Here is a 26,022-nt window from a genome sequence, read left to right as displayed (position 1 = left end):
CCAGCAGGATGCAGAGGCCTCAGATGAGCTTGGGAATCAGGATCAGAATGAGCCTAGTAAAGGATTTTTTGCCAGATTATTCGGCTTAGATTCAGACTCTGAATCCGAAGATGAGGCGCAAGATCAGAATACCCAACAAGCAGGCGGGTCATTGTCTGCAACAGAGTCAGGGGAAGAATCGCAAGCCAAAGTGACGCCAAAGTCCAAACTATCTAAGAAGCAAGCACAACAAGAATCACAAGACAGTAATCTAAAGGGAAGCGGCGGGCTACAGAAGAAACGAGACCGCGAGCACTCCAACTCGTTAAAAGAATCCGTCATTTACTGGCAAGGTAATGATGAAATCCCTATGTCCCTGCAAGATACGAAACAAACACTTACTGAGGTAATGGGACTTGGCACAAGCTTTGATGTGACGTTTAGACAGATGTCCTTTGGCGGACATAAGACAGCTCTACTCTGTTTAAGTGGATTTACTAATACAGATGTGACCGATGATATTCTGAAACGTCTGACCTATCTCACATCTGAGAATCTGTCAACGGGTGTGCTGTCTAGCTTTATGAATGAATATGTCCCTCACATTCAGGTGGAAGAGGGAAATTCTTTAAGTGAAAGTATCGAGAAAGTACTAGAAGGCTTGAGCGTGCTATTCGTCGAAGGTGAGAACAAAGTTATCATCATGGATACTCGTTCTTATCCTAGTCGCAGTCCAGCCGAGCCTTCGATTGATCGGGTGGTGCGCGGTGCGCGCGACGGTTTTACAGAGACTTTACTGAGCAATATCTCGCTTGTAAGAAGACGGGTTCGTGATCCAGGGCTGAAATATGAGCTATTTCGGGTTGGACGACGGACACAGACAGATGTCTGCGTGGCTTACATTGATGATATTGTTGATAAAACACAAGTTAAGTCTGTTATCGACAAAATCAAAAGCATTGATATTGATGGTATTCCTCTGGCAGATAAACAATTAGAGGAGGCAATTATCGGCGGTGGATGGAATCCATATCCTATGGTGCGTTATTCTGAACGCCCTGACGTCGTAGCTTCCAATTTATTAGAGGGACGGGTAATACTGTTTGTAGATACCTCACCTATTGTTATTGTTCTTCCAACTACTTTTTTTGATCTTTGTCAGCATGCAGAGGAGAATCGTCAGACTCCTTTTATGGGAACGTACTTGCGGTGGGTCCGTTTCATCGGTATATTTGCGTCCATGTTTCTGCTGCCGCTATGGATGTTGCTTGTCATTCATCCTGAACTAAAGCCGGCTGTGCTGGATTTCATTGGACCTCAAAAGACCGCCAGAATTCCAATACTCGCCCAGTTTCTAATTGTGGAGCTTGGGGTTGATTTACTGCGGATGGCCGCAGTACACACACCAACGCCTTTAGGATCAGCGATGGGTCTGATTGCTGCCATACTGATTGGTGATATAGCGGTACAGAGTGGTTTGTTTGTAAATGAGGTAGTTCTGTATATGGCTGTTGCCTCCATCGGTATGTTTGCAACCCCGAGTTATGAGCTGGGTCTTGCGAATCGAATAGTCAGGCTTGTGTTATTAGTAGCCGTTGCGGCATTCCAGGTGCCAGGATTTATGATTGGCACGACGTTACTGACTATTTTCCTAACTACCCATCGGTCCTATAACTCCTCTTATATGTGGCCGTTTATACCTTTTAATGCAAAGGCAATGAGTGAAATTCTAGTGCGCAAGCCAGTCTTAAGCTCGAAGAATAGGCCGTCTTTCAATAAAACTAGAGACAATACAAGAGTGCCGCCTACTCAAAAGAATGATTAACAATCGTAGGAAAATACAAAACTACTGCAAATTAGTCCATTCAATGGAGTTCCCACTGTCTGTTATACTGAATACACTAAAGACAGGGTGGAACCTTGATATTCCACAGAAATTGGAGGACTAAAGAATGTTTCTACACGGTACTAGCCGAATTAACGATGCTGGGCATTTGGAGATCGGCGGATGTGATGTAACTGAATTGAAGGCGGAATATGGAACCCCGCTATATATATTGGACGAGCAATTGGTGAGACAACGTTGCCGGGAATATATGGATGCTTTTAAATCCTCTGGACTTGGGTTCCAAGTAGCTTACGCAAGTAAGGCGTTCTCAGTAATGGCTATGGTTCGTTTGGCTGATGAAGAAGGCTTGTCGCTTGATGTTGTATCGGATGGCGAACTTTATACTGCTTTGCAAGCTGGCTTTCCTGCAGAACGTATTCATTTTCATGGCAACAATAAGACGTCAGAAGAGATTGAAATGGCGATTGATGCCGGGATCGGCTGCTTTGTAGTCGATAATCTGGTAGAACTTAATCTTTTGCAGTCGATTGCATCACGTAAAGAAGTTAAGGTTAACATCTTATTACGTGTGACACCAGGTGTCGAAGCACATACGCATGAGTATATTACAACAGGCCAGACCGATTCCAAATTCGGATTTGATATCGGTAATGGAGCAGCTTATGAAGCAGTTAAAGCAGCAGTCAGCAAAAAGAATTTAGTGCTGCTTGGCGTACACTCCCATATTGGTTCTCAAATTTTTGAAACGGATGGATTCCAGCTTGCTGTTGAACGTGTAGCGAGTTTTGCTCGTAGTGTTAAAGAAGGTTTGGATGTGGACTTCCGTGTAGTAAACCTAGGTGGAGGTTTCGGTATTCGTTATGTTGAGGGTGATACCCCGTTACATGTTTCTGAATATGTAGGTGCAATTACGGATGCCGTGAAGACTCATTTTGCTGGAATTTATAATGCTTTGCCTGAAATTTGGGTGGAGCCGGGCCGCAGTATTGTTGGAGATGCAGGGACTACACTTTATACAGTAGGTACGAACAAGGATATTCCAGGCGTGCGTAAGTATGTTGCTGTTGACGGTGGGATGACTGATAATCCACGTCCTGCATTGTACCAATCTAAATACGAGGCATTACTTGCTAATCGTGCGAATGAAGAGGCTACAGAAACTGTATCCATCGCTGGTAAATGCTGCGAGAGCGGAGATATGCTGATCTGGGATGTTGAACTGCCTGAGGCTGAAAGCGGTGATCTGTTGGCTGTAGCCTGCACAGGCGCTTACAATTACTCGATGGCGAGCAACTATAACCGGATTCGTCGTCCGGCCTTAGTGTTCGTTCAGAACGGACACAGCGATCTTGTAGTGCGCCGCGAAAGCTATAATGATCTTATTGCCAACGATATTGTTCCTGAGCGTATCGCTAAACAAGCTGCTGTAGCTAAGTAACAGCCGTTAATGTTAGGTAGGGAAAACTGGTAAGGCATAGAGAGCAAGCAGGAATTACTCCTGCTTGCTTTGCTTTGTGCGTGGTTTCATAGTAATATAATTGAGGTATTCTAAATTTGTTAATTTTGAAAGGGGTCATTTACATATGGCAAAGCAAGCGAAAATTACTCTTGAAAATGGCGGCGTAGTGCTGATCGACTTGTTCGATCAAGATGCACCAAACACTGTAGCTAACTTTGAAAAGCTAGCAAAAGATGGTTTCTACAATGGATTGACATTCCACCGTGTTATCCCTGGTTTTGTAGCTCAAGGCGGATGTCCTAACGGAACTGGATCTGGTGGTCCAGGATACACAATCAACTGCGAAATCAACCCAAACAAACACGAGCGCGGAACACTTGCTATGGCACATGCGGGTAAGAACACAGGCGGAAGCCAGTTCTACATCTGCTATGCACCGCAACCACACTTAGATGGAGTTCACACTGTATTCGGTAAAGTAGTTGAAGGTATGGATCTTGTTGATACTTTCAAAGGACGCGACAAAATGACTTCGGTAGAAATCATCGAAGCTTAAGAATTCTTAATTTAAAAAGGCTAGTCTCCAGATTATCGGAGGCTGGCCTTTTTCTTATTTAATAAGGAATCCGGCTTATTCTTTTACGTCTCGATTTACGCTGCTCTGGCACCCAGAAGAATACTAAATACATGAGCAGAAACACAAAGAAGGCAAACAACTCTTCAACAAGCAGGTAATAAGGATAAGGTCCGAAATAATCCAATACAGAATAAGTGCTGGGCTTATGAGATAGGAACATGTAGTTAGACCCTAGGATGTAATTGGCGATCCACACACAGGCGGCCACAATGTTTAGTCCAAACAGGGTGAACAGGAGAGATTTCCAAGTGGGCTTATAGCCCTCAATCCAGGTCATATAAAGAGAAGCGAGAACAATACCACCATGTGCTATAAAGAACAGTAGAAATCGGAAATGAGGGAACGGATAGACCAGATTCGGTGTGAGTAAAGCAATGAATGCTCCACCTATCCCAGCAAAATATAGAAAGGAGTAAAGTGTTCGGCTGCGAGTTATCAGCATGATAACAGATAATAGTAAAGTAATTCCGCATAGTTCGAATGGGAGTGAGCTGCTGGATTGCCATACGCCTTGAGAGAGGTACCATATTTGAAGTCCTGTTTCTGAGAATAAAAGTATAATGATCAGCAGCAAACGCACACTTTGCCGAAGTCTCACATCAGTCCGAATCTCGAATCTTAAACTGTAAAACAGTATACAGACCAATGTAATGATAGACAGAGCAATCCAATGTGAAGGGGAGAACATAATGAAATCCTCCGTACGCTGTCGATCAAAATAAGATGAAAGATGCATGAACCAACCTCCTTCGTACCTGAAAAGTACTTCAAAAAACAAATTTATAAACATTGATATTTTCTGTTTCTGAACATCCATAAAATGGTTAAATATGTATGGATTCTGTCAACTGCCCACAAAAGGATGTCTTTTCATTATTTTAACATAAGATGGGGCGATGGGCGCGGTATTACATAAGAAGCAATCGAGCATGCGGAATGGCAGAGATTACGCTTCAAGTGGGGATATAAACACAGAAAAATCAAATTGGAAAAGGAATTGGAGGCTATAGGATAATGTTAAAGAAAAGAATAAGTGTGATGATCGTTATTCTGTTGCTTGTGGCGCAATATGCTTATGGCATCGGGTTCACTCCACAAGTACAAGCAGCGGCAATCGATCAAGAGCGGAATATCATCACCAGTGTCTCAATGGCTGTATATGGTGCAGACGGGCAGACGGTAACGGATAGCGTCTATGAACAAGATGCTAATGTAACATTAGATTATGCGTGGTCTCTTCCTAAAGCTCATCAATACAAGCAGGGAGATACCTTTACCTTTCAGCTTCCAGAGCAGTTTCGGCTTTTTAATGATATTAACGGTGTGTTAGTCTCAGAGGATGGAGATGTAGGAACTTTTACAGTTGAGCAGTTATCACATCAAGTAACAATGATCTTTAATGACTACATAGAAACGCATGATGACGTGCAAGGAACGCTTCGGATCAATACTAAGTTTGATAAACAAAAAATCTCAGGAAGTACTATTCAGCAGATTTTATTTCCGGTAAGCGGTGGTGTTCAGACGGTTACTGTGAATTTTAAACCAAATGTAGGATCGACCATTGAGAAGAGGGGGATTCCTCAGGGTTTTAATGCAGACCATATTCTATGGTCGGTTGACGTAAATAAATCATTAAAAACTGTTGGAAATGCAGTTGTAACGGACCCTATACCATCAGGTTTGTCACTTAGCTCTCCGGTTACTGTGAGTGTGTATCAACTGAGTATCCAGTTGGACGGTTCGGTAACGCAAGGAGCACTACTCGATACCAGTAAATATTCTACAGCGTTCACTGGAGGAACGTTAAATGTTCATTTCACTGATCCTGCGATATCGAGTGCTTACCGTATTGAATACTCCACAGCTATTATTGATGAGCATCGGCTAAGCTTCACGAATACAGCGACTTTTTCAGGAGAGGGGCAAGTTCCTGTAAGTTCCTCTGCTACTGTTCAAGTAGAACGAGGAGGAAGTTTGAACAAGTATTCTAGCGGATATGACTGGAGCAATCAAATCATTTCCTGGGCAATCGAATATAATTTTAATGAACAAAAGATCTTGCAGGGAGATGCAAAACTAGCGGATTTATTTGATGATTCTCAAGCGTTAGTAGCGGATTCGTTAAAAGTGTATAAGGTGCAGTTGGATTCAACGGGTGCACCAACGTTAGGAAATCTTTTGAAAAAGGATCTTGATTACACTGTAGTTGCAGCTTCAGACGTGAGTAAGACGGGGTTCTCCTTGCAATTTAATCAGGATGTATCCTCCCCCTTTCGAATTGAATATAAGACTAAAGCAGTAAACCGTGTGTTTGCAGATACTACAATCACGAATACAGTTACGGATAGTACCTACACTGAACAGGCTACTCGTTTAATACGTTCAGCCATTCTGTATAAGAATTTATCAGACGTAAATTATCAGAATAAAACGGTTGGATGGAAAGTCACATTAAACAGTGATAACTATCCAATGGACCGGGTTGAAATTACAGAAACGTTCCCGTTTGGTGGATTGAAATTCATCCCAGAATCGCTTGTCATTAGAGATACTAAAGGGTCCGTATTGAATCCTTCCAAATATAGTTTGGTTTACAATGCTCCTGTTCAGTTCAATAAAGGATTCAAGGTGGTCTTTAATTCGCAGATTACTGGTCTTTATACGGTTAGCTATACAACGGAATTTAATAAGGAATGGATTTGGTCTAATACTGAAAATTTCAATAACAAGGTTAGGATGGAATGGTTAGACACGTCCGAAATTCCTCGCAGAACAGAAGCAGAAGGGCTATTTATTCCAAGAGCCGAAGCGAAAAGCAATGGTTTGAAGTTTGGTTCTTATAATGCTTCAACTAAAGAATTAGCTTGGACATTAGGGGTCAACTATAATAGCAAAACGGTTGCAGAGTCAGTGGTCGTGGATATTTTGAAATCGGGTCAAACCCTGGTTCCTGGATCGCTGAAAGTGTACACCATGAATGTTGCTAAGAATGGAGACCCAACGAAAGGTGTCGAGGTAAACAGTAGCAAATACACTTATAGTGTCAGTGCTACTAACGAGTTGAAGGTCTCTTTTAAAGACAGCATTCATTCCGCTTATTATATCGACTTTCATACAAGTCTTGAAGGCCAAGTCATCGGTACTTCTATTGAGAATAAGGCCAATCTTTATGATGGAATAAAGAAGGCTTCCAAGGATTTAAATGCTTCTGTAACGATCCCTCATGGGGATGAATATCTCTTAAAGGATGGTGCTCAGAAAGGTGATAAAATAGATTGGAGTATTCAAATCAATAGCGGTCAGTCTACGGTGAAGAATGCTGTAATCAAAGATACGCCTAGTGCTAATCAGATTTTACTGCAGGACTCATTCCACTTGTATCCAACAAGCGTAGCAGAGAACGGGGACATAACCAAAAGATACCCTGAATTGATTCAGGGTATCGATTACAGCCTAGAAATAAAAACGGATGTAGACGGCAAGCAGTCGTTTGATTTAAGCTTCGCCAAGGAGATTAGTAAACCTTATATTCTCGACTATCAATCCCTGATTATGGCGAATACAGGAGATAAAGTTACTAATACTGTTCGTTTCAGTGGTCATAATGTTAATGAAATTAGTAAAGATTCTTCTAAAGAAATTATCGTCGGTGTGTCGAGTGGATCAGGATCAGGTAGCGGGGTTAGAGGCTCCTTGATGATCAAGAAGCTGGATGCAGAGGACAACTTGAAGACGCTGGGAGATGCAACTTTTGCACTCTATCGTCTAAACGGCTCAGACCGGGTATTTATGAATAGCTTAACCACAGATTCCACAGGTACAGCAACATTCAATAAATTATGGTTGGGTAACTACGTATTGATTGAGACGATAGCTCCTATTGGCTATGTACTTGATCCTACAGAGCATCCAGTGTCCGTTCAGTCTTCATCAACGAATCAACTCGTAATTACAAATCAAAAAGCAATTGAGCCTACGCCTACTGCAACACCAGAGTCAACTATAGCTCCAACAGCAACACCGACACCGACCTCATCAGCTTCGTCGGAACCAATGGTTACTCCGTCAACAGATCCGACTGTAGCACCAACTTCAACACCAATATCAGGAATCCCAGGAGGCCCGGTGACACCAACATCCACGAGTTCGCTGGTGCCGGGAGTAATCATCAATGATCCGGCAGTACCTGCTGGCCCTGGGAATACGACCAATCTGGAATCCACGACATCAGAAGAAGTGGGAACACCGGATTTAGTTATTACAGATGAAGATGTTCCGTTAAGAGAAGTCGACATTGTTGATGAGGAAGTACCGAAGGGGCCGGTGAACAATAGCACTTCAAGTGCTCCTCAGCTTCCTAAGACGGGAGAAAGTAGCTCTGCACCGCTTTATATGATTGGTATTGGATTAATAGCCATTGGCTTTATTCTAAACCGTGTGTTTAAACGGAGGGGAAACAGGTAGCAAGTCTTTGTTTAGAGTATGAACAGCGATTGAAATAAAAAAGCATCCGGCAAAAAATTGTCGGGTGCTTTTTTACGTTTGCCCAAAACTCAAAACATCCCCACAAACATCAATCGATCGCTGGGAAGGAAGTCTCAAATTCAGTTTGTTTGTGTGTGCTTTTGGCAGAAATAGCCCCACCGTGGAGCTCTGTGATGCTCTTTGCAATCGCGAGTCCTAATCCGCTTCCACCAGTCTCTCGGGAACGTGATTTATCGACGCGATAAAATCGCTTAAATAAGTGGGGGAGATCCGTGGCAGGGATCGGGTTGCCGTAATTCTTGCATGTAGCAATCACTCTATCGTCTGTTCTATAAACTGTAATATCTAGAATCTTACCTTCTTTACCGTATCTAACCGCATTGGTAAATAGATTCTCATATAATCGAACTAACTCATCCGCATCACCAAGGATAATCAAAGGGTCCTTATCCGTATGAATATGATAGGTCATATCCGCTTGCTCAAGTACGGGAGCGAATTCCTCGACAAGCTGTTCAAGCAGCTTTCCGAGATCAACAGGCTCAATATTAAGGGGGAGCCCGCTGCTGCTAACTCGTGTATATTCGAATAAATCGTCAATTAGCTTTTTAAGAGTCAGAGATTTCTCATAGGCAATATTCACATAATAACGAAGCTCGACCTCGGTCTTATAACGATCCTTTTCTACATACTCCAGAAATCCGAGTACAGAAGTTAGAGGGGTTCGGAGATCATGTGATACTCCTGTAATTAGGTCGTTTTTGGCTTTCGCAGCTGCTCGTTCTTCCTCTATAGCTGATTTTAGCTTGCCAGCCATGAGGTTCATATTTTCGGCGAGTTTACCAAGTTCATCCGTACCTGATACCGGTACCTGAAAAGATAAATTGCCGTCTGCAATAGCTTGAACCCCGCTCGTAATGTTTTGAAGATTACTGGTTGTATTTCTGGATAGTTTAAGGATGAAAAAAATAAATAAAGGAATTCCAATAAGAATCACTACAGGAATAGACCCGATGTTATTGATTACCCAGTGGATGAGTCTAACCCCCCAGAAAGAACGAGAAGGGTTTAGCCATAGCAATAGGGATATGCCATAATAGCCGACCAATACGATTGCTGCTGTAAGTGCTAGACTCGTTAAGCTGAAGCCAACGATTTTCCAGGATAGGGTATCGAATCGTTTAAAGTTCAACTAGAAGAACCTCCTTTCTCCAATTTGTAGCCAACGCCCCATACCGTCTTCAAATATTGTGGTTTTCTTGGGTTAGCTTCAATTTTTTCTCTGATTTTTCGAATGTGAACCATGAGCGTATTATTGCTTTCGAGAAATTGTTCTTTCCATACCTTAGCGTAAATTTGCTCCATGCTTAGTACTTGTCCCCTGTGACGGGCGAGCAGCTCCAGAATTGCAAATTCTCTCGGAGTAAGTTTAACTGGCTGATCATCCACGCTAACTTCATGCGTAACCGAGTTAATAACCAAGCCATCAATGATGATTTCATCCTGTTTGGCACTTAGATCTAACATGTAATTCCGGGTTCTACGCAGCTGAGATTTAATGCGGGCGACAAGCTCCAACGGACTAAAAGGCTTCGTAACAAAATCATCCGCACCTACACTGAGTCCCGTGATTTTGTCTAGTTCCTGACCCTTAGCAGATAACATAATAATTGGAAATTTATGTGTTTCGCGAATTTTAATACAAGCCTCGATACCATCCATGTTGGGCATCATGATATCTAGAACCATTAGGTCTATAGTTTCATTGTTGATAATTTCAAGTGCTTCCAGCCCGTCACGGGCAGTGAACAGGCGGTATCCCTCGTTCTCCAGATAGAGCTGCATGAGTTTAATAATTTCTGCTTCGTCGTCAACCAAAAGTAATGTTGCGTTGTGCATTACTCAGCGTCCTTTCTTGTAAAGCCTCCTTACTACAAGAAGTATACATTTCCGTAAAACATTCAGGCAAATGGCAGATCACGTGCTGAAAGACTAACAACGATCCAAGAGAAACTTAAAGCTAGAATATAGCCGCCTGCATAACAGAGATGCGGATGCCAAAAAGTACTGATAGCTTGGGAAAGCTGTCGGTACAGCCCCAATTACCCAAATTACTCGAAGCACCATTCTAGGTTGTTATTTCCTTTAGCTTGCTCCCATCGAAGAGCCTCAATCCATGTTTGAATCTGTGCAGAAAGAACGAGCTGGGGCTTGGAATGCTTTTTTTTAAAGTTGAAAAAGTTCCCATGTTAGGAATCTTCCTTTTTGTAGTTCGTAATCCTTATTTAACATGAGATTTCTTAACAACGGTGGCAGGCAAAAGTAAAGGTAAACTTAATAGTTTCTTAACAAGTCTTAAGATTTGGGAAGCGGCTATGCTATAATAATTTCAAATTCAATAGGTTGGAGGAGAATTGGAAGATGTGGAAAGAGTTTAAAGCTTTTGCCCTGAAAGGAAATGTACTAGATTTAGCCATTGCTGTCGTTATCGGAGCAGCTTTTGGTAAGATTGTGACTTCATTAGTATCTGACATCATTACGCCAATTGTTGGCTTGATAACAGGTGGTATAGATCTGAAGGATCGGGCTCTAAGTGTTATGGTTATGCATAATGAACTGATTATTCCTTATGGGCAATTTTTGCAGGCGGTCGTTGATTTCTTTATTATTTCTTTCTCAATCTTTATGGTGATTAAACTGGCTAATAAATTCCAGCGCAAAGAAGCCGTTAAAGTTGAAGTGGTGGAGACGCCAGCACCCGCAGAAGATATCGTGTTGCTAACGGAAATTCGTGATCTATTGAAACAACAAGAACGTGGTTTGTAATTGAAAAGGAAAAGAAGCGCCTGGAGATAAAGTCCTGGCGCTTCTTTGTTTTCTTCTTTTTATGAAATTATGGAATGGATTATAACTGTACCTCCGTTGGCTTTCTATAGCCCAATAAAAGGGATGGATGTGTAAGAGAGAGACGAATTCTTATAAAAGTTTGTTAATATAAAACCATATCGTTTCTTCTTGTAATCACCATACCTCTCAGAATCAAGTTACAAATTTTAAGTAAATATATAAAACGCACTTGCATTTCGAAGGTGTAAGTGATAATTTTGTTAGTAAGGAAAACTTGAACCTCAATTAAATAAAGGATCAATCCTTCAGGGCAGGGTGTAATTCCCTACCGGCGGTGATGTTGTTGTAGAGTGCTTATTTCTTAAGTTTATCTACCACACTTAGTCCGCTACCCGGCTCGCGTTGTTGACGCGAACGGTGGACCCGGTGAAATTCCGGGACCGACAGTATAGTCTGGATGGAAGAAGGAGAGGTTAACCGCTTGTCTGTTTTAGACAGGTGGACTGCAGTGTTTTCATTTATTATGTGCGATATTTCACAATTACCGTCGTTTGACGGTTATTTACGCACACTTTTATTTGGACTGCCGCTAAACTCTCGCATAACCCATCTTTACTCCTCCTGGAGAATGAGATGGGTTTTTCTGTTTTTATGCATCAGATAGACAGTAAGTGGATAGGAGGAACGAGATGGACAACATGAATGACGAGTTTTATATGTCGCTAGCGCTGGATATGGCAGAACGGGCCCAAGGACAGACCGGAATTAACCCAGTTGTTGGCTGCGTGGTTGTAAAAAATGGAGCGATGATTGGGCTTGGAACTCATTTGCAGCGCGGAACGGGTCATGCTGAGGTGCATGCCTTGAACATGGCGGCTGGTCAAGCTCAAGGCAGCACTGCCTATGTAACACTCGAACCGTGTAGCCACTATGGTAAGACCCCGCCCTGCAGCCAAAGGCTGATCGACGAGGGAGTAGCCAGAGTGGTAGTCGCTTGTGAAGACCCTAACCCTCAGGTGGCGGGTCGTGGGGTTCAAATGCTGCGTGAAGCTGGTATTGAAGTAGAGGTAGGGTTGCTGCGTGATCGTGCGTTGCGGCTGAATGAGCGGTTTATCAAATATATTTTGACAAAACAGCCGTTTGTTACACTCAAGAGTGCCAGTACGCTGGATGGTAACCTAGCTACCAAATCTGGTGACAGTAAATGGATTTCGAATGGAGAAGCGCGGGAGATCGTACATACACTGCGGCATCGGCATCAGGGAATTATGGTCGGTGTGAACACAGTCATTGCAGATAATCCTTCACTGACCACAAGAACGGAAGTGCCGGGCATTAGTCCGATACGGATTGTAATTGATTCTGGACTACGTATTCCATTGGATTCAGCAGTTGTAAGTGACGGTCTAGCGCCTACTATCATCGTGACAACTGAAGCTGCAGATGCTGAAAAGAAAGCAGCGCTTCTTCAAGCAGGTGTGCAAATCATTGTTAGCGGAGCAGGACCACGCGTGGATTTGAAGGCTGCTATGGTAACGCTTGGTGAAATGGAAATCGGATCGATTTTACTTGAAGGCGGAGGTACGTTAAATGGTGCGATGCTGGAGAGTGGGCTAGTTGATCGAGTGATTCTCTTTTTCGCTCCAAAGATTGTTGGCGGTGGTGCTGAAGCGAAAGGGACGTTTGTATTTCCAGGTGTAGAGTTAATGAAGGATGCGATTTCTCTGGAGGGATTGGAAGTAAAAGTGCTCGGAGATAATGTATGTATCAGCGGTACTCCGGTACGCTAAAGTGAATGGTTACAAAACTTAATCGTGTGCTTCCAGAGCAATTTTTGTTCGGAGAGATAGCGGAGAAGTGTTACTCACATAAAACTCCTAGGAGGGAAAGCATGTTCACTGGATTAGTCGAAGAAGTTGGCACTCTGAGAAGTGTCTCCGCCGGTGGAGAAATGATGGTGCTGAACATTGCCGCTTCCGTCATCATGGATGATTTGAAGATTGGTGATAGCGTATCGGTTAATGGCGTCTGTCTTACAGCGACAATTTTAGGCGAGAACTATTTTACTGTGGATGTCATGCCTCAGACCTATCGAAACAGTAATCTGAAGGAGCTACGTCCTGGCAGTAGGATGAATCTGGAGCGAGCAATGGCTGCCGGTGGTCGGTTTGGAGGTCATATTGTTCAGGGACATGTAGATGGCACTGCTGTCATCAAAAGCGTAAAGCGTGATCAGAATGCAGTAGTCTATGAGATTGCGCCGGATCGCAAATCGCTGTTTAAATATATCATCCCTAAAGGGTCGATCACGATTGATGGCATTAGCTTAACAGTAGTAAAGACGACGGCTTCATCGTTTACTGTATCCATTATTCCGCATACGCTAGGGGAAACTGTGCTAACTTATAAGCGGGCAGGGGATAGTGTAAATATTGAGTGTGATGTCCTGGGCAAATATGTAGATCATCTTCTGCATTATGGCTCTGCTGCACAGGATGAAGAAAATGATAGCAGCTCCGGGATTAGTCGTGATTTCTTGGCGGCAAACGGATTTGTATAAATAATGAGTAAGCTTACGAAGATGGAAATAACCCTTCGTAAAGCTATTAGGAGGATAGGATCATGAGCGAACAATCGAAGAAGGATAGTGTCTTGGATCCGATTGAAGAAGCGATATATGATTTAATGCGCGGCAAAGTCATCATCGTCGTGGATGATGAAGATCGTGAGAATGAAGGGGATTTTATAGCTCTTGCTGAACGGGCGACACCAGAAGTCATCAATTTTATGATCACTGAGGGACGTGGTTTGGTCTGTATGCCAATTACCGCTGAACGTGCGGAAGAGCTTGAACTACAGGCTATGGTCAGTCACAATACAGATAATCACGGCACAGCCTTTACTGTATCCGTTGACCATATAGATACAACTACTGGTATATCAGCGGGGGAAAGATCCTTGACTGTAAAGGCCATGATTGACCCTAAAGCGAAGCCGTCTGATTTCCGTAGACCTGGCCATATGTTCCCGCTGATTGCGAAAAAAGGCGGCGTACTGCGCCGTTCCGGACATACAGAAGCTGCTGTTGATTTAGCCCGTATGTGTGGTGCATATCCGGCCAGTGTGATTTGTGAAATCATCAAGGAAGATGGCACGATGGCCCGGTTGCCTGATCTGGTTGAAATTGCGAAGAAGCATGATCTGAAGTTGATCAGTATCAAGGATCTCATTCACTATCGTAATGAAAAGGAACAGCTCGTGAATCGTGAGGTATCCGTGCGTCTGCCTACCGATTTCGGTGAGTTTCAGACCATTGCGTATACGAATGAAGTGGATGATAAAGAACATGTAGCTTTGGTGAAGGGCGATATTTCTGGTGATGAGCCCGTGTTAGTACGAGTACATTCCGAATGCTTGACGGGTGACGTATTCCACTCCCATCGCTGCGATTGTGGTCCCCAGTTTGAAGCAGCGCTTCGACAGATCGAAGCTGCTGGTAGAGGCGTATTGCTCTATATGCGCCAAGAAGGCAGAGGCATCGGTCTTATTAATAAGCTTAAAGCTTATAAGCTTCAAGAAGAAGGACTCGATACTGTAGATGCCAATCTAAAGCTTGGTTTTCCAGCAGATTTACGTGATTACGGGATCGGTGCACAGATTCTGAAGGATTTAGGGATAAGCCAAATTCGTCTCTTAACCAACAACCCGCGTAAGATCAAAGGGCTGGAGGGCTATGGACTGGAAGTTGTTGAGCGTGTGCCAATACAAATGCCGGAAAATAAAGATAACACCAATTATCTCCATACAAAGCAGGCGAAGCTTGGACATTTGCTGTCTTTTGACGACATTGAACAAAATGAGGATTCCAAAGTATAATCACACACAATAAAAAACGAAGGGTAGATGAATGATATGCCGAAATATTTAGAAGGACATTTAGTTTCCGAAGGATTAAAATACGGAGTTGTAGTAGGACGTTTTAATGAATTTATTACCAGTAAGCTATTATCCGGTGCACTAGATGCCTTTAAACGCCACGGTGTTGGTGATGATGAGGTGGATGTAGCTTGGGTTCCAGGTGTGTTTGAAATTCCGTTGATCGCTCAAAAAATGGCGGAAAGCGGTAAATATGACGCTGTAATCACTTTAGGAACCGTTATTCGTGGCTCTACAACGCATTATGATTATGTATGTAATGAAGTCGCTAAAGGGGTAGCTGCTATTAATCTTAAAACCGGCGTACCGACAATTTTTGGCGTAGTTACTACTGAAAATATTGAACAGGCCATTGAGCGTTCAGGAACCAAAGCAGGAAATAAAGGCTGGGATGCTGCGACTGCTGCGATTGAAATGGCGAATCTTAACAAACTGTTTAAGTAAGACAGCTATTGACGAATCAGTCGAATTCGTGCTTATTTATAGTATAAGAAGAAAGCATGGATTATAGAGCCCTTTCTACTTGTGTAGCGTCCATTTGGGCGCTGCACTTTACTTTTTTTTGGCGGGAGGATGCTTCGTGACTGTATTGTACAAGCTGGAAACGTTTGAAGGTCCGCTGGATCTGCTTTTGCATTTAATTGATAAGGCGGAAATCGACATCCAGGACATTCCGGTCGCCGAGATCACCGAACAGTATATGGAGTACCTGCGAAGTATGCAGGAGCTTGAACTGGATATTACGAGTGAATTTCTCGTGATGGCCGCAACCCTATTATCTATAAAGAGCAAGCTATTGCTGCCCAAACCACCGGTCATTGAGATCGATGATTTTGAATATTACGAAGAAGATGAATTTGATCCACGAGCTGAACTCGTTCAGCGACTGATTGAGTATCGTAAATTCAAGAGTATTGCTGTTCATTTAATGGATATGGAGAGCGAGCGGAGCTTGATTTTTACGAAGGAGCCGGAGGATCTGGGGCCATTCGTGCCAGAAGAGATTGACCATACGCTAAAAGGATTACATACTTCCGACCTTATAGCTGCTTTCCGTAAAGCACTAAGTAAGGCGGCAAGAAGGTCATCTTACCAGCGGATCACCCGGGACGAAATATCGGTAAAAGATCGTATACGTGATGTATCGGATGCGCTGCAGCGCAGAGGAAAGGGCGGAAGGCTCCACTTCTCAGCACTGCTGCACGATGAAATGGCGCGACACGAGATCGTAGTTACTTTTCTTGCGATTCTGGAACTGATGAAAATGAAGGCGATATTGTGCTACCAAGAGAAATTGTTTGATGACATCGTAATGGAGTGGAGAGGAGGAGAACACTTCAATGGATTACAAAACGCTGAAATCGATTATTGAGGGCCTGTTGTTTCTATCAGGTGATGAAGGGATCTCTGTGCGGCAAGTTGCCGAAATTACGGAGCAGCGTCCAGAGCTAGCGGCTGGAGCATTAGAAGAACTCAAAGAGGATTATGTAACACAGGAACGGGGGCTGCAGGTAGTCCAAATTGCTGGGAATTATCGGCTGGCAACCTTGCCTGAGCACGCCCATTATTTTGAGCGTTTGGCTTATTCCCCTTCCAGATCAACGCTGTCTCAGGCTGCATTAGAGACATTGGCGATCGTGGCCTATCGTCAGCCGATTACACGGGTGGAGATCGAAGAGATTCGAGGCGTGAAATCGGAACGTGCCATTCATACGCTGAATAATAAGGATTTGATTCATGAGGTAGGTCGTGCGGAAGCCATAGGGCGCCCAATCTTGTATGGGACGACGAAATCATTCTTGGAGAGCTTTGGTCTCGCAAGTCTGAATGAGCTGCCAGAACCATCAAACTTCGAATCCACTGATAATTTGGAAGAGGAGACACAGCTATTGTTCAATAAGCTGGATACCCAAATGTCGTTTGAGGATATTGAGCAATCATAGCTTTTTTTGTTATTCCGCAATGATTTGTATTGCTGGGACAGCCCATAAACCATTGATATGGTTTATGGGCTGTCCCTATTTTTATGAATGGCCACATTTTTTAATCAAACCCCGAATTTTTTCCAGCATAAATTGCCATACTAAACCAAAGGTTCCCATAATTAAGGTTTCTTGGAGGTAAATACGTGACATTATGGCTTGGAATTCCCCTCGGATTGCTGGTAGTGGCAATGATTCTGCTTTTGTCTTCATCTATTGATTTCCGCATCCGGTGCTATAAACATGACAAAAATGATCTGCTCGAGTTAGATGTTAAAACTCTTTTTGGTCTGATCAAACTCCACTATGAGCTGCCCCGATTGGTCTTTAAGGGATTGGAGCAAGGCGTGATTGGGAAGTTTAAAGAAACGGGTACGGCAACAACAGGTGTCGATACTGTAAAGGAAGAGCATTTCGATAAAGAGAGAGTAGAACACTGGCGGGAAAATATACAGCTAGCAGTGAGATCTACACGTGGATTGAAGAAGTGGTTTAAGGAAACCGTATCTCATGTCAAAATATCAAAGCTTGACTGGTCCACGGACTTCTCACTAGGTGATGCAGCAGACACAGCCATAGCATCAGGAGCCGCCTGGGGATTGAAATGGAGCATCGTAGGGTTTATTTCGCAGAGGGTTAAATTGAAACATAATCCACGAGTGTTTGTGAAGCCTGTTTTTCAGGATGAGCCAAGTTTTTCAATGGAGTTGGTATGTGAGGGGAAAATGTCCGTTTCCTATACCTTATACGCATTATTGCGGCTGCTTCTACGTGTCTTGCGAGTGTCGGGGGGAATCGGTAAGTGGAGAAAGTTACTAAAACGGATGCGAAGGGAACCTCACGGGCAAAGTTTAGAATGAAAGTTACATACAAATGTGTGGAAGTGGGGATGATAAGCGCTGTAGAAGCAAGAGTAATCGTACTCAATCAAAGGAGGAAACAATATGAGCGACCATCCTATTCAGGGCCTAATGCAAACAGCGATGGAAAATATTAAGGGTATGGTAGATGTTAATACGATTGTTGGAGATCCAGTACAAACACCTGATGGTAGTATTATTCTGCCGATCAGTAAGGTGGCTTTTGGGTTTGCTGCAGGGGGTAGTGATTATCGAGTGGAGGATTCTATAAGTGGATCCAGCTCCCAAGGCGGCGTCAAAATGCTTCCTTTTGGTGGCGGTAGCGGGGGTGGTGTTTCCATCAGACCGATCGCTTTTCTAGTGGTTGGTAAGGATGGGGTGAACATTGTGCCACTCGACAATCAAACACATTTGTTCGAGAAAATCATCGATGCTACACCTGGGCTCATCGACAAAATCCAGACGATGTTCCAAAGCAGCAGTTCCTCAAGCCAAGCTGGGACACCCGCTGCTCAAGCTTCACAACCACCAGCTCAAGCCTCACAAGCACCTGCTAAACCCGATCCAAGTAGATCTCAATCTTCAACACATTAGATACACATAATTGTTCAAATAGCCTCGGGGATATCGCCATACATCAGGCGGTGTCCCTTTTTGTGTGGAGAGGACATACCCTAAGGCTGGTCCGCATACACTTGTACAACATAGGCATGAAATGAATCACTCTACTTAAGAACCGATAAGAATCCGGAGGATAAATATGAAGACAATAACCCGTAAATTTCCAATCGCCTTATTACTGAGCATTTTGCTGCTGTTTCTGACACCGCTAACGTTGATTCATGCGGAGAACAGCTCCATATCTACGCATGCAAGGGCAGCGGCGCTGATTGATGTGGAATCCGGGCGTATTTTGTATAGCAGTCGAGGAGATGAGCCTATGCTTATTGCCAGCCTGACTAAAATAATGACCGCCCTCGTTGCTATTGAGAATGGTGATTTAGCCTCAAAAGTCAAAGTTGGTAAAAATGCTTTCGCCAAAGAAGGCTCCTCTATTTATTTACAGCAAGGTGAAGAGATGACGCTGGAAAATATGCTGTATGGTTTAATGCTGCGCTCAGGGAATGATGCGGCAACAGCGATCGCTGAACATATCGGCGGTTCTGAAGAAGGGTTTGTATACCTGATGAACAATAAAGCTGAAGAGCTCGGATTAAAAAATACTCATTTTGCTAATCCGCATGGTCTAGATGCTGAAGGCCATTATTCGAGTGCTAATGACTTAGCTGTACTGACGGCGTATGCTCTTCACAATCCTGTATTTAAGCAAATCGTGAAGACGCAGGAGAAAACTGCTGACAATCCAAATGAGAAATGGGATTACAAGTGGAGAAACAAGAATAAAATGCTGTACTTATATGAGGGTGCTGACGGTGTGAAGACAGGGTATACCAAAAAAGCGCTACGATGCCTTGTCAGCTCTGCGACCAGAAACGGACAGCAGCTTGTCGCAGTCACCATAAATGATGGAGATGACTGGAATGATCATGCCTCACTGCTGAACTTTGGGTTTAATCACTACCCACTAAAAACAATGATCGAACGCGGGGACCCCGTGAGCGGTTATAACTTCGTGACAGCTAAAAAATTTGCCTATCCGCTCGGACCAGGCGAGCAGGATAGAGTGACCACCAAACTTGTCTTAAATCAAAAGATTACCGAACCCGCTCAAGCAGCAAGATCGAACTTTGGATTGCAAGGGGTTCTGGTTCTAGATCTCGGTGGCAAGGAGATAGGCCGGGTTCCAGTGTATACACGAGAGTCCTTACCTCCTGAGGAATCTGCTTATACTAAAAAATATAGTACAACGCAAGCGCTAACTTATCCTGCCGATGATTGGTTTCAGGCTATAGGGAGTGCACTGAAGGCGTTATTTAAATTGGGCGAAAGTTCCAAGTAAGCAGCTAGCTGATTAATGAAGAGGGAGGCGTATCCATGATTAACGGGATCTGGCTAGGAATGATCATCATCGGTTTTCTGTTCGCCGCCGTTAACGGCAGAATGGATGAATTTACAGCCGCCGTATTCGACGGAGCCAAGAGTGGGGTTACAGTAAGTTTCGGCCTAATAAGTGTACTTGTATTCTGGCTAGGAATCATGCGGATCGCAGAGGATGCTGGTTTGCTTAAAAAAATAGCCAAGATTCTTGGGCCAATCGTAGCCTTCCTCTTTCCAGATGTGCCAAAGGGTCATCCTGCAATCGGATATATTCTCTCCAACATGAGCGCTAATTTGCTTGGACTTGGCAATGCGGCTACACCTATGGGGATCAAGGCGATGCAGGAGCTGCAGAAGCTCAATCCGGATAAAGAAACGGCCACACCAGCCATGTGTACCTTGCTAGCGCTTAACACAGCAAGTATTACGCTGATTCCCGCGACCCTAATTGCGATCCGATTGAATTATAATTCGACAGATCCTGCGGGGATAGTCGGCACAACCCTTGCTGCAACAGCAGTGGCGACTCTTGCAGCGATTGCGGCGGACCGTTTTTTCCGAAGGATGACATTGTTGCGCAAACCTCCAAAGCCGCCGTCAGCCAAGTCTGGTTCTGTTCCAATGGCGAAGACTTCGCTGCCTAATTCTTCATTGAAAGGGTGAACATGACTTGTACCAGTTAATCAGTCTCATATCGGCATGGGCGATTCCGGTCATGATTACGTTCATCCCGCTCTATGCTTTTACGCGTAAAGTCCCAGTGTATGAGTCATTTGTTGAAGGGGCAAAAGATGGATTTGGTACGGCAATCGCGATTATTCCTCATCTTGTAGGTATGCTTGTAGCGATCAGCGTCTTTCGCGCATCGGGCGCACTCGACTTCCTAATGGGATTCATATCTCCTGCGCTAAGGGGGCTTGGTGTACCTCCAGAAGTGCTGCCACTAGGCCTTCTGCGGCCTCTCACAGGGACAGGCTCTCTTGCTTATACCACGGATCTGATTCGCGTTCATGGACCAGACTCTCTAATCGGCATGATTGCCTCTACCATACAGGGCAGCACGGACACAACACTTTATGTATTAACGGTTTATTTTGGAGCTGTAGGTGTGCGTAACGGCCGTTATGCGCTTAAGGTAGGTCTCTTCTCCGATGTCGTTGGCTTCGTCGCCGCGATCGCGGTCTGCCTCCTGCTTTTTGGGTAGTCGGCGTCACCCTCAAACCTCCCTCGACATATGCTATTGCAGCAATGTGGAGGGAGGCAATCCGCTATGAACTATAAAGGTTTTATCCTGCATCAGTCTCGCTGTACTTCCATAAATGGCAAAGGTTTTGATTTTTGGGTTGGTGTTGAAGGAGCCATTTATGCAGCACCGCTGCTGACCGATCCGGAGTATATTCACATTTGCTTGGAAGGTGATTTCAGCCGGGAAGACGGCACCCCTCCATTATCTGGAAGGAAAGAGCAGCTATTTGCCACAGATAAACTCATTTTAGAACTGGTAGAGCGCTACCAAATCTCCCCTTTAATCATCGAACCCCACAATAATTACTGCCCAGGAGCATTTTTTCCATGGAATGAACTTGTGATTTATCCCTCTGATGGTTATCATTAATCTGAGGTGACTAGTCGAAAATGGAAAGATTACAGAAAATTTTGGCGCAGGCCGGTGTGGCGTCCAGACGTAAGTGTGAAGAAATGATTTTGGCCGGTAAAGTGGAAGTCAACGGGGAACTCGTAACTACGCTTGGCACGAAGGTGGACCCCGCAACAGATATTATTAAAGTCTCCGGTAGACTGATCCGGGGCGAGAACAAAATCTATATTATGTTCAACAAACCTAAAGGCGTTATTACAAGTGCTTCCGATCCAAAGGGTCGCAAGGTTGTAACAGACTACCTTAAAGGAATTACAGAACGGGTTTACCCTGTAGGCCGTCTGGATTACGATACGGAAGGACTGCTGCTGTTAACGAATGATGGAGATTTCGCTAACTTGCTTACCCATCCTAAGCATCATGTACCTAAGACGTATCATGCAACGGTCAAGGGTATTCCGCATGGCACTGCATTGGACAAGCTAAAAGCCGGCATCAAGCTGGAGGATGGCATGACAGCGCCTGCTGAGGTGGAGTACAAGGATATTGACGAAGCGAATAAAGAAGCAGTAATCAGCATAACGATTCACGAGGGACGTAACCGTCAGGTACGACGCATGTTTGATGCGATTTCACACCCCGTTATCCGTCTGAAGCGGATTTCTTTCGGGGATATTATGCTGCAAAATCTTAAACGTGGCTCCTACCGTCATTTGACCAAAGATGAAATTAACCATCTGCAGCAAATTGCCAAAGCAGGATTACTCAAAGAAAGAACTCCACGTAAAGAGTCATAAAGACACACAATATTCACAATTAAACCCCCTAATGCTGTGACGAAATTCGCTATAATGTTCATAGGATGTTCACACCTTACAACATAAGTATGAGTTGCGTCACAGAAGGGGGCTTTACATGTGGGTAAAGCGAGAAAACCAATTCAAATCGTAATTCTGTTTCTAATCGTTCTAGTGGGTGGTTATGCAATTGGTTCCTCTGTATTTGGTGGAAGCGGAAAACCAGAGGAAGGTAGTAAAGCGCCTGCCATTGATTTGCTGGGTCTTGATGGACTGGGGCATACATTAGACGAGTATAAGGGTAAGACTATTGTGCTGAATTTCTGGGGCTCATGGTGCACGCCTTGTGTAAAAGAAATGCCGGCTCTCCAAGCACAATGGGAAAAATGGAAGGACAAAGATGTAGTCGTTATTGGAATCAACGTAGGTGAAGATCAGATGACTGTTGAAAATTTTGTGAAGCAAGTCGATATTGATTTTCCGATTTTGATGGACACGGGACGAGACGCTGTACGAAGTTATGGTATTTCTCCACTCCCCACTACTTTTTTCATTAATGCAAAGGGTAAAATTGACAGCATTCATATTGGCCAGCTTGATTTAGATTCACTAGATGATCAAATTGGGAAGCTGGTGGATTGATGAGTGAACGCGAGGCTTTTATAACCAATACCAAATGTGAATGTGGCCACCAGAACCCTGTAGGCACTGTTCTATGTGAAGCATGTGGAAAGCCGCTTGGCAAAGAATCGGACTGGGGCGAGAATCTGGAAATGCGTTATGATGGTGTAGCCCGTCGTTCGCAGCGTGTTAATCCAAGCGTTATTGATCGAGTTTGGAACTTTTTTTCATCTGTAAAAATAGCCATTTATCTTATCGTTTTGACACTGTTAGGCTCTATGCTGGGAACCGTTTTCCCACAGGAGAGTACTTTTCTTAATATTGATGCATCGACTTATTATAAGCAGGAGTACGGAACAGCTGGGGACATCTACTATAAACTTGGACTTTCACATACATACGAATCCTGGTGGTTTGTGACTCTACTCGTAATGATTGGCGCTTCATTAGTCATTTGTAGTTTGGACAGAGTACTTCCGCTGTATAAGGCATTAACTAGGCAGAAGATTCGGAAACATCGTCAGTTCTTAATCCGGCAAAAGGCTGTGCTAGTTACTGAAGTGCATGAAGAACCAGAAGCTTGGGTTGCTCGGGTGGTTCAGCCTATGCGTAAAAAGGGCTACCGAGTCAAGACGGATGGAGGAGCGCTGCTGGCAGAGAAACACCGCTTCAGCCGCTGGGGACCTTACGTAATACATATTGGTTTGATTATTTTTTTACTTGCTGTACTGGCAAGAGGATTGCCGGGTCTCAACATGGATCAGCATCTTGCTTTCCCGCAAGGGGAGATTACACAGATTCCGGATACCACCTACTATTTAAAAAACGAGAAATTCACCGTAGAGTTCTACACAGATGAAGAGATGCCTGAGGAGTTTCGGGGCAAAAAAATCCTTCCAAAATTATTCCAAACTAAAGCAGTGCTATATAAATGTACCGCGGATTGCGCAGATCCTACTAAGGAACCGCAGCTTACCGAGGTGACAACACATGATATCCAAGTAAACTCACCTTTGGATTATAAAGGATTGAAAGCGTATCAGTTTGATTATGATCTAACACCTGTACTGCGTTCTGTACAGCCAGTGCTTAAGAACTCCACCACTGGGGAGTCGTACGGTAAATTTAAACTGGATATGAAGAATCCGCAGCGTACAATTACAGCGGGACCCTATACGATGACTTTAAAAGAAAAGTATATGGATTTTGGACTCAATGAGGATGGTCAGCCGATATCTAAGTCGCCTTATCCGAATGCACCAGCATTCTTATTCTTGATTCAAGGACCGGATTTGCCAGCAGAAGGGCAGCAGTACTTCTATTTTCCTAAGCAGGTGGATAAGTCTCAGTTTCAGCAGGTGGCTATTAACGATAAGCTTGGTGGCAGCAATAGATTTCTTGAGCTTGAAGTGGACAACATGAGCGATGTTGATTTTTCGGAATCGACTACATACTTGAATATACGTATTGATCGTGCAATGCCTTTTGTATGGTTAGGTGCAGCAATCGTGATGCTGGGTTTAGTCCTTGGATTCTACTGGCAGCATAGACGCATCTGGCTTACCGTTGTAAACGGAGAGCTAATACTCGGAGGACATACGAACAAAAATTGGTTCGGTTTCCGTCGTGAGATCGTTTCTATTTTAGAAAAAGTAGATATGGTAGTCGATGAAAAATCAATAGATAATGGAGGAGGCCTAACATGAGCTTGCTCGATATCAGCAGCGCTGTCTTTATTGCCGCATTCTTATTATACAGCGGGTCGTTTATGTTATTCACTATCGCTATCATGGGTCGCAAGTGGTCGGGCCGCAAGCCAGAGGAACATACTGCTCGATGGGGTAAAATAGCTTTTATTGTTTCTTCTATAGGTCTTATCTTTCATCTTATTTATTTCTTTACACGTTGGTTTGGTGCAGGACATATTCCAGTCAGCAATATGTATGAGTTCATGACTTTCTTATCCATGATGGTTATGGTAGCCTTTACAGTGATATACGCGATCTATCGCAAAGTTATTCTCGGTCTGTTTGCAGTTCCAATTAGCATTATTGTGATGGCGTACGCAGCTGTATTTCCACAGGAGGTTCAGCCGTTAATTCCATCCCTGCAATCGAACTATCTCAAGATCCACGTAACACTGGCAGCACTGGGTGAATCCTTTTTCGCGGTAGGATTTGCGGCAGGACTGATGTATCTGCTGCGGACTGTTAATTTTGCAAGTAAAGAGAAGGCGGATCGTAAGCAACAGAGACTGATTGAATTTACTCTCTTTTCAATCATTGTTATAATTGGGTTTCTGGGTTCAGTTTTTGCTTTCCGCGGAGCAGGTTATGAGACTGTTTTTGTCCGTCACAACGTTACGATTGACAGCGCAGGGCAGGAAAATAGTACAATAGAGAAAGTGAGTTATCGAATGCCGCCGATTGTGGCTCCTCACAATAGCGAAATTGAAAGCTTCCAGTCGTTTCTTGGCATGAAAGAACCTCTCTTTGAAGCTCCTTCATGGATGAATGGTGTGAATGCTGGCCGGAAGTTTAATACTGTAATCTGGTCGATTCTTTCCGGATTACTCCTTTACGGAATTCTTCGCTTGATCGTACGCAAGCCGCTAGGCGCAGCGATTCACCCGGTTATGGAGGGGATTGATGAAGGCGATCTAGATGAGATAACGTATAGGGCGATAGCCATTGGCTTTCCTATTTTTACATTAGGCGCTTTGATTTTTGCAATGATATGGGCGCAAATAGCCTGGGGAAGATTCTGGGGATGGGACCCCAAAGAGGTCTGGGCACTCGTTACTTGGCTCTTCTATAGTGCTTATCTTCATTTACGATTGGCTCGTGGATGGCAAGGGCGAAAATCTGCCTGGCTTGCCGTTCTAGGTTTTTTGGTCGTAATGTTTACCTTAGTTGGCGTTAATCTAGTCATCGCCGGACTTCATTCTTATGCGGGGACGGACTGAGCATAGT

General features: G+C 43.9%; 24 protein-coding genes and 1 riboswitch. Of the genes, 21 read left to right on the top strand and 3 right to left on the bottom strand.

Going from position 1 to position 26,022, the window contains the following annotated elements; genetic code table 11:
* Window positions 1-151 precede the first annotated feature (151 nt).
* The 3 genes from CA600_RS10350 to CA600_RS10340 all read left to right on the top strand — a co-directional run bounded on the left by CA600_RS10350 (window position 152) and on the right by CA600_RS10340 (window position 3,843).
* Window positions 152-1,804 (top strand): spore germination protein, encoded by a 1,653-nt coding sequence (locus CA600_RS10350; RefSeq protein ID WP_256989805.1) that lies wholly within the window; start codon window positions 152-154, stop codon window positions 1,802-1,804.
* A 127-nt stretch (window positions 1,805-1,931) separates the two neighbouring features.
* Complete coding sequence (gene lysA, locus CA600_RS10345) at window positions 1,932-3,266, top strand: diaminopimelate decarboxylase (RefSeq protein WP_094870107.1); 1,335 nt, start codon at window positions 1,932-1,934, stop codon at window positions 3,264-3,266.
* A gap of 145 nt (window positions 3,267-3,411) precedes the next feature.
* On the top strand, window positions 3,412-3,843 hold the full coding sequence (locus CA600_RS10340) for a peptidylprolyl isomerase (RefSeq protein ID WP_042190291.1): 432 nt from the start codon (window positions 3,412-3,414) through the stop codon (window positions 3,841-3,843).
* 58 nt (window positions 3,844-3,901) lie between these two features.
* On the opposite strand, the gene CA600_RS10335 is transcribed toward CA600_RS10340, so the two are convergent.
* Window positions 3,902-4,660 (bottom strand): YwaF family protein, encoded by a 759-nt coding sequence (locus tag CA600_RS10335; RefSeq protein ID WP_094870106.1) that lies wholly within the window; start codon window positions 4,658-4,660, stop codon window positions 3,902-3,904.
* Window positions 4,661-4,938: 278 nt separating this feature from the next.
* Between CA600_RS10335 and CA600_RS10330 the strand changes: the two genes are divergently transcribed.
* On the top strand, window positions 4,939-8,391 hold the full coding sequence (locus tag CA600_RS10330; RefSeq protein WP_094870105.1) for a collagen binding domain-containing protein: 3,453 nt from the start codon (window positions 4,939-4,941) through the stop codon (window positions 8,389-8,391).
* 109 nt (window positions 8,392-8,500) lie between these two features.
* Here CA600_RS10330 and CA600_RS10325 read toward each other — a convergent pair whose 3' ends face one another.
* Window positions 8,501-9,604, bottom strand: coding sequence for a sensor histidine kinase (locus CA600_RS10325; protein ID WP_094870104.1), 1,104 nt, complete (start codon window positions 9,602-9,604; stop codon window positions 8,501-8,503).
* A complete protein-coding gene (locus tag CA600_RS10320; protein WP_094870103.1) occupies window positions 9,601-10,311 on the bottom strand; it encodes a response regulator transcription factor in 711 nt (236 codons plus the stop codon). Before CA600_RS10320 ends, CA600_RS10325 begins: the two co-directional genes overlap by 4 nt.
* A gap of 522 nt (window positions 10,312-10,833) precedes the next feature.
* Between CA600_RS10320 and mscL the strand changes: the two genes are divergently transcribed.
* The 17 genes from mscL (at window position 10,834) to ccsA (ending at window position 26,015) form a co-directional block, all read left to right on the top strand.
* Window positions 10,834-11,238, top strand: coding sequence for a large-conductance mechanosensitive channel protein MscL (mscL, locus tag CA600_RS10315; protein ID WP_076284542.1), 405 nt, complete (start codon window positions 10,834-10,836; stop codon window positions 11,236-11,238).
* A 318-nt stretch (window positions 11,239-11,556) separates the two neighbouring features.
* Window positions 11,557-11,732, top strand: a riboswitch (FMN riboswitch).
* Window positions 11,733-11,948: 216 nt separating this feature from the next.
* Window positions 11,949-13,049, top strand: coding sequence for a bifunctional diaminohydroxyphosphoribosylaminopyrimidine deaminase/5-amino-6-(5-phosphoribosylamino)uracil reductase RibD (gene ribD, locus CA600_RS10310; protein WP_094870102.1), 1,101 nt, complete (start codon window positions 11,949-11,951; stop codon window positions 13,047-13,049).
* A gap of 101 nt (window positions 13,050-13,150) precedes the next feature.
* Window positions 13,151-13,819 carry a riboflavin synthase gene (gene ribE, locus CA600_RS10305; protein ID WP_094870101.1) on the top strand — a complete coding sequence of 223 codons (669 nt, stop codon included), beginning with the start codon at window positions 13,151-13,153 and terminating at the stop codon, window positions 13,817-13,819.
* Between the two features lie 62 nt (window positions 13,820-13,881).
* On the top strand, window positions 13,882-15,135 hold the full coding sequence (locus tag CA600_RS10300; protein ID WP_094870100.1) for a bifunctional 3,4-dihydroxy-2-butanone-4-phosphate synthase/GTP cyclohydrolase II: 1,254 nt from the start codon (window positions 13,882-13,884) through the stop codon (window positions 15,133-15,135).
* Between the two features lie 36 nt (window positions 15,136-15,171).
* The gene (gene ribH, locus CA600_RS10295; protein ID WP_036676377.1) at window positions 15,172-15,639 is read left to right on the top strand and encodes a 6,7-dimethyl-8-ribityllumazine synthase; all 468 of its coding nucleotides are present in this window, start codon (window positions 15,172-15,174) and stop codon (window positions 15,637-15,639) included.
* Between the two features lie 136 nt (window positions 15,640-15,775).
* Window positions 15,776-16,567: a segregation and condensation protein A gene (locus CA600_RS10290; RefSeq protein WP_094870099.1), complete on the top strand. Its 792-nt coding sequence runs from the start codon at window positions 15,776-15,778 to the stop codon at window positions 16,565-16,567.
* Window positions 16,536-17,138, top strand: a complete 603-nt coding sequence (scpB, locus tag CA600_RS10285) for an SMC-Scp complex subunit ScpB (RefSeq protein ID WP_094870098.1) — start codon at window positions 16,536-16,538, stop codon at window positions 17,136-17,138. The genes CA600_RS10290 and scpB overlap by 32 nt, the downstream gene beginning before the upstream one ends.
* Window positions 17,139-17,323: 185 nt before the next feature.
* Window positions 17,324-18,037, top strand: a complete 714-nt coding sequence (locus CA600_RS10280; protein WP_094870097.1) for a DUF2953 domain-containing protein — start codon at window positions 17,324-17,326, stop codon at window positions 18,035-18,037.
* Window positions 18,038-18,121: 84 nt separating this feature from the next.
* Complete coding sequence (gene ytfJ / locus CA600_RS10275) at window positions 18,122-18,631, top strand: GerW family sporulation protein (protein WP_094870096.1); 510 nt, start codon at window positions 18,122-18,124, stop codon at window positions 18,629-18,631.
* Window positions 18,632-18,797: 166 nt separating this feature from the next.
* Window positions 18,798-19,997: a D-alanyl-D-alanine carboxypeptidase family protein gene (locus CA600_RS10270; RefSeq protein WP_094870095.1), complete on the top strand. Its 1,200-nt coding sequence runs from the start codon at window positions 18,798-18,800 to the stop codon at window positions 19,995-19,997.
* Window positions 19,998-20,032: 35 nt separating this feature from the next.
* A complete protein-coding gene (locus CA600_RS10265) occupies window positions 20,033-20,698 on the top strand; it encodes a nucleoside recognition domain-containing protein (RefSeq protein WP_094870094.1) in 666 nt (221 codons plus the stop codon).
* A gap of 52 nt (window positions 20,699-20,750) precedes the next feature.
* Window positions 20,751-21,239 carry a spore maturation protein gene (locus CA600_RS10260; RefSeq protein WP_042190265.1) on the top strand — a complete coding sequence of 163 codons (489 nt, stop codon included), beginning with the start codon at window positions 20,751-20,753 and terminating at the stop codon, window positions 21,237-21,239.
* A 66-nt stretch (window positions 21,240-21,305) separates the two neighbouring features.
* A complete protein-coding gene (locus CA600_RS10255) occupies window positions 21,306-21,650 on the top strand; it encodes a peptidoglycan recognition protein family protein (protein WP_094870092.1) in 345 nt (114 codons plus the stop codon).
* A 20-nt stretch (window positions 21,651-21,670) separates the two neighbouring features.
* Window positions 21,671-22,429 (top strand): pseudouridine synthase, encoded by a 759-nt coding sequence (locus CA600_RS10250; protein WP_094870091.1) that lies wholly within the window; start codon window positions 21,671-21,673, stop codon window positions 22,427-22,429.
* Between the two features lie 120 nt (window positions 22,430-22,549).
* Window positions 22,550-23,071 (top strand): redoxin domain-containing protein, encoded by a 522-nt coding sequence (locus tag CA600_RS10245; RefSeq protein WP_094870090.1) that lies wholly within the window; start codon window positions 22,550-22,552, stop codon window positions 23,069-23,071.
* Window positions 23,071-24,756, top strand: a complete 1,686-nt coding sequence (gene resB, locus CA600_RS10240) for a cytochrome c biogenesis protein ResB (RefSeq protein WP_094870089.1) — start codon at window positions 23,071-23,073, stop codon at window positions 24,754-24,756. The genes CA600_RS10245 and resB overlap by 1 nt, the downstream gene beginning before the upstream one ends.
* Complete coding sequence (gene ccsA, locus CA600_RS10235) at window positions 24,753-26,015, top strand: cytochrome c biogenesis protein CcsA (protein WP_094870088.1); 1,263 nt, start codon at window positions 24,753-24,755, stop codon at window positions 26,013-26,015. Before resB ends, ccsA begins: the two co-directional genes overlap by 4 nt.
* The last annotated feature ends 7 nt before the right edge of the window (window positions 26,016-26,022 follow it).

The organism is Paenibacillus sp. VTT E-133280 (assembly GCF_002264385.1).
Classification (GTDB): domain Bacteria; phylum Bacillota; class Bacilli; order Paenibacillales; family Paenibacillaceae; genus Paenibacillus_AQ; species Paenibacillus_AQ nitricinens.
The sequence above is the reverse complement of the archived record's forward strand: the minus strand, read 5'-3'. Positions and strand labels throughout refer to the sequence as shown.

What these genes read in the sequence shown, in the direction of transcription:
- CA600_RS10250 (WP_094870091.1), top strand. Translation starts at nt 21,671, where the DNA reads ATGGAAAGATTACAGAAAATTTTGGCGCAGGCCGGTGTGGCGTCCAGA.
- lysA (WP_094870107.1), top strand. Translation starts at nt 1,932, where the DNA reads ATGTTTCTACACGGTACTAGCCGAATTAACGATGCTGGGCATTTGGAG.
- CA600_RS10270 (WP_094870095.1), top strand. Translation starts at nt 18,798, where the DNA reads ATGAAGACAATAACCCGTAAATTTCCAATCGCCTTATTACTGAGCATT.
- ribD (WP_094870102.1), top strand. Translation starts at nt 11,949, where the DNA reads ATGGACAACATGAATGACGAGTTTTATATGTCGCTAGCGCTGGATATG.
- CA600_RS10300 (WP_094870100.1), top strand. Translation starts at nt 13,882, where the DNA reads ATGAGCGAACAATCGAAGAAGGATAGTGTCTTGGATCCGATTGAAGAA.
- mscL (WP_076284542.1), top strand. Translation starts at nt 10,834, where the DNA reads ATGTGGAAAGAGTTTAAAGCTTTTGCCCTGAAAGGAAATGTACTAGAT.
- ribH (WP_036676377.1), top strand. Translation starts at nt 15,172, where the DNA reads ATGCCGAAATATTTAGAAGGACATTTAGTTTCCGAAGGATTAAAATAC.
- CA600_RS10340 (WP_042190291.1), top strand. Translation starts at nt 3,412, where the DNA reads ATGGCAAAGCAAGCGAAAATTACTCTTGAAAATGGCGGCGTAGTGCTG.
- ccsA (WP_094870088.1), top strand. Translation starts at nt 24,753, where the DNA reads ATGAGCTTGCTCGATATCAGCAGCGCTGTCTTTATTGCCGCATTCTTA.
- ytfJ (WP_094870096.1), top strand. Translation starts at nt 18,122, where the DNA reads ATGAGCGACCATCCTATTCAGGGCCTAATGCAAACAGCGATGGAAAAT.
- CA600_RS10330 (WP_094870105.1), top strand. Translation starts at nt 4,939, where the DNA reads ATGTTAAAGAAAAGAATAAGTGTGATGATCGTTATTCTGTTGCTTGTG.
- scpB (WP_094870098.1), top strand. Translation starts at nt 16,536, where the DNA reads ATGGATTACAAAACGCTGAAATCGATTATTGAGGGCCTGTTGTTTCTA.
- CA600_RS10320 (WP_094870103.1), bottom strand. Translation starts at nt 10,311, where the DNA reads ATGCACAACGCAACATTACTTTTGGTTGACGACGAAGCAGAAATTATT.
- CA600_RS10265 (WP_094870094.1), top strand. Translation starts at nt 20,033, where the DNA reads ATGATTAACGGGATCTGGCTAGGAATGATCATCATCGGTTTTCTGTTC.
- CA600_RS10255 (WP_094870092.1), top strand. Translation starts at nt 21,306, where the DNA reads ATGAACTATAAAGGTTTTATCCTGCATCAGTCTCGCTGTACTTCCATA.
- resB (WP_094870089.1), top strand. Translation starts at nt 23,071, where the DNA reads ATGAGTGAACGCGAGGCTTTTATAACCAATACCAAATGTGAATGTGGC.
- CA600_RS10260 (WP_042190265.1), top strand. Translation starts at nt 20,751, where the DNA reads ATGATTACGTTCATCCCGCTCTATGCTTTTACGCGTAAAGTCCCAGTG.
- CA600_RS10335 (WP_094870106.1), bottom strand. Translation starts at nt 4,660, where the DNA reads ATGCATCTTTCATCTTATTTTGATCGACAGCGTACGGAGGATTTCATT.
- ribE (WP_094870101.1), top strand. Translation starts at nt 13,151, where the DNA reads ATGTTCACTGGATTAGTCGAAGAAGTTGGCACTCTGAGAAGTGTCTCC.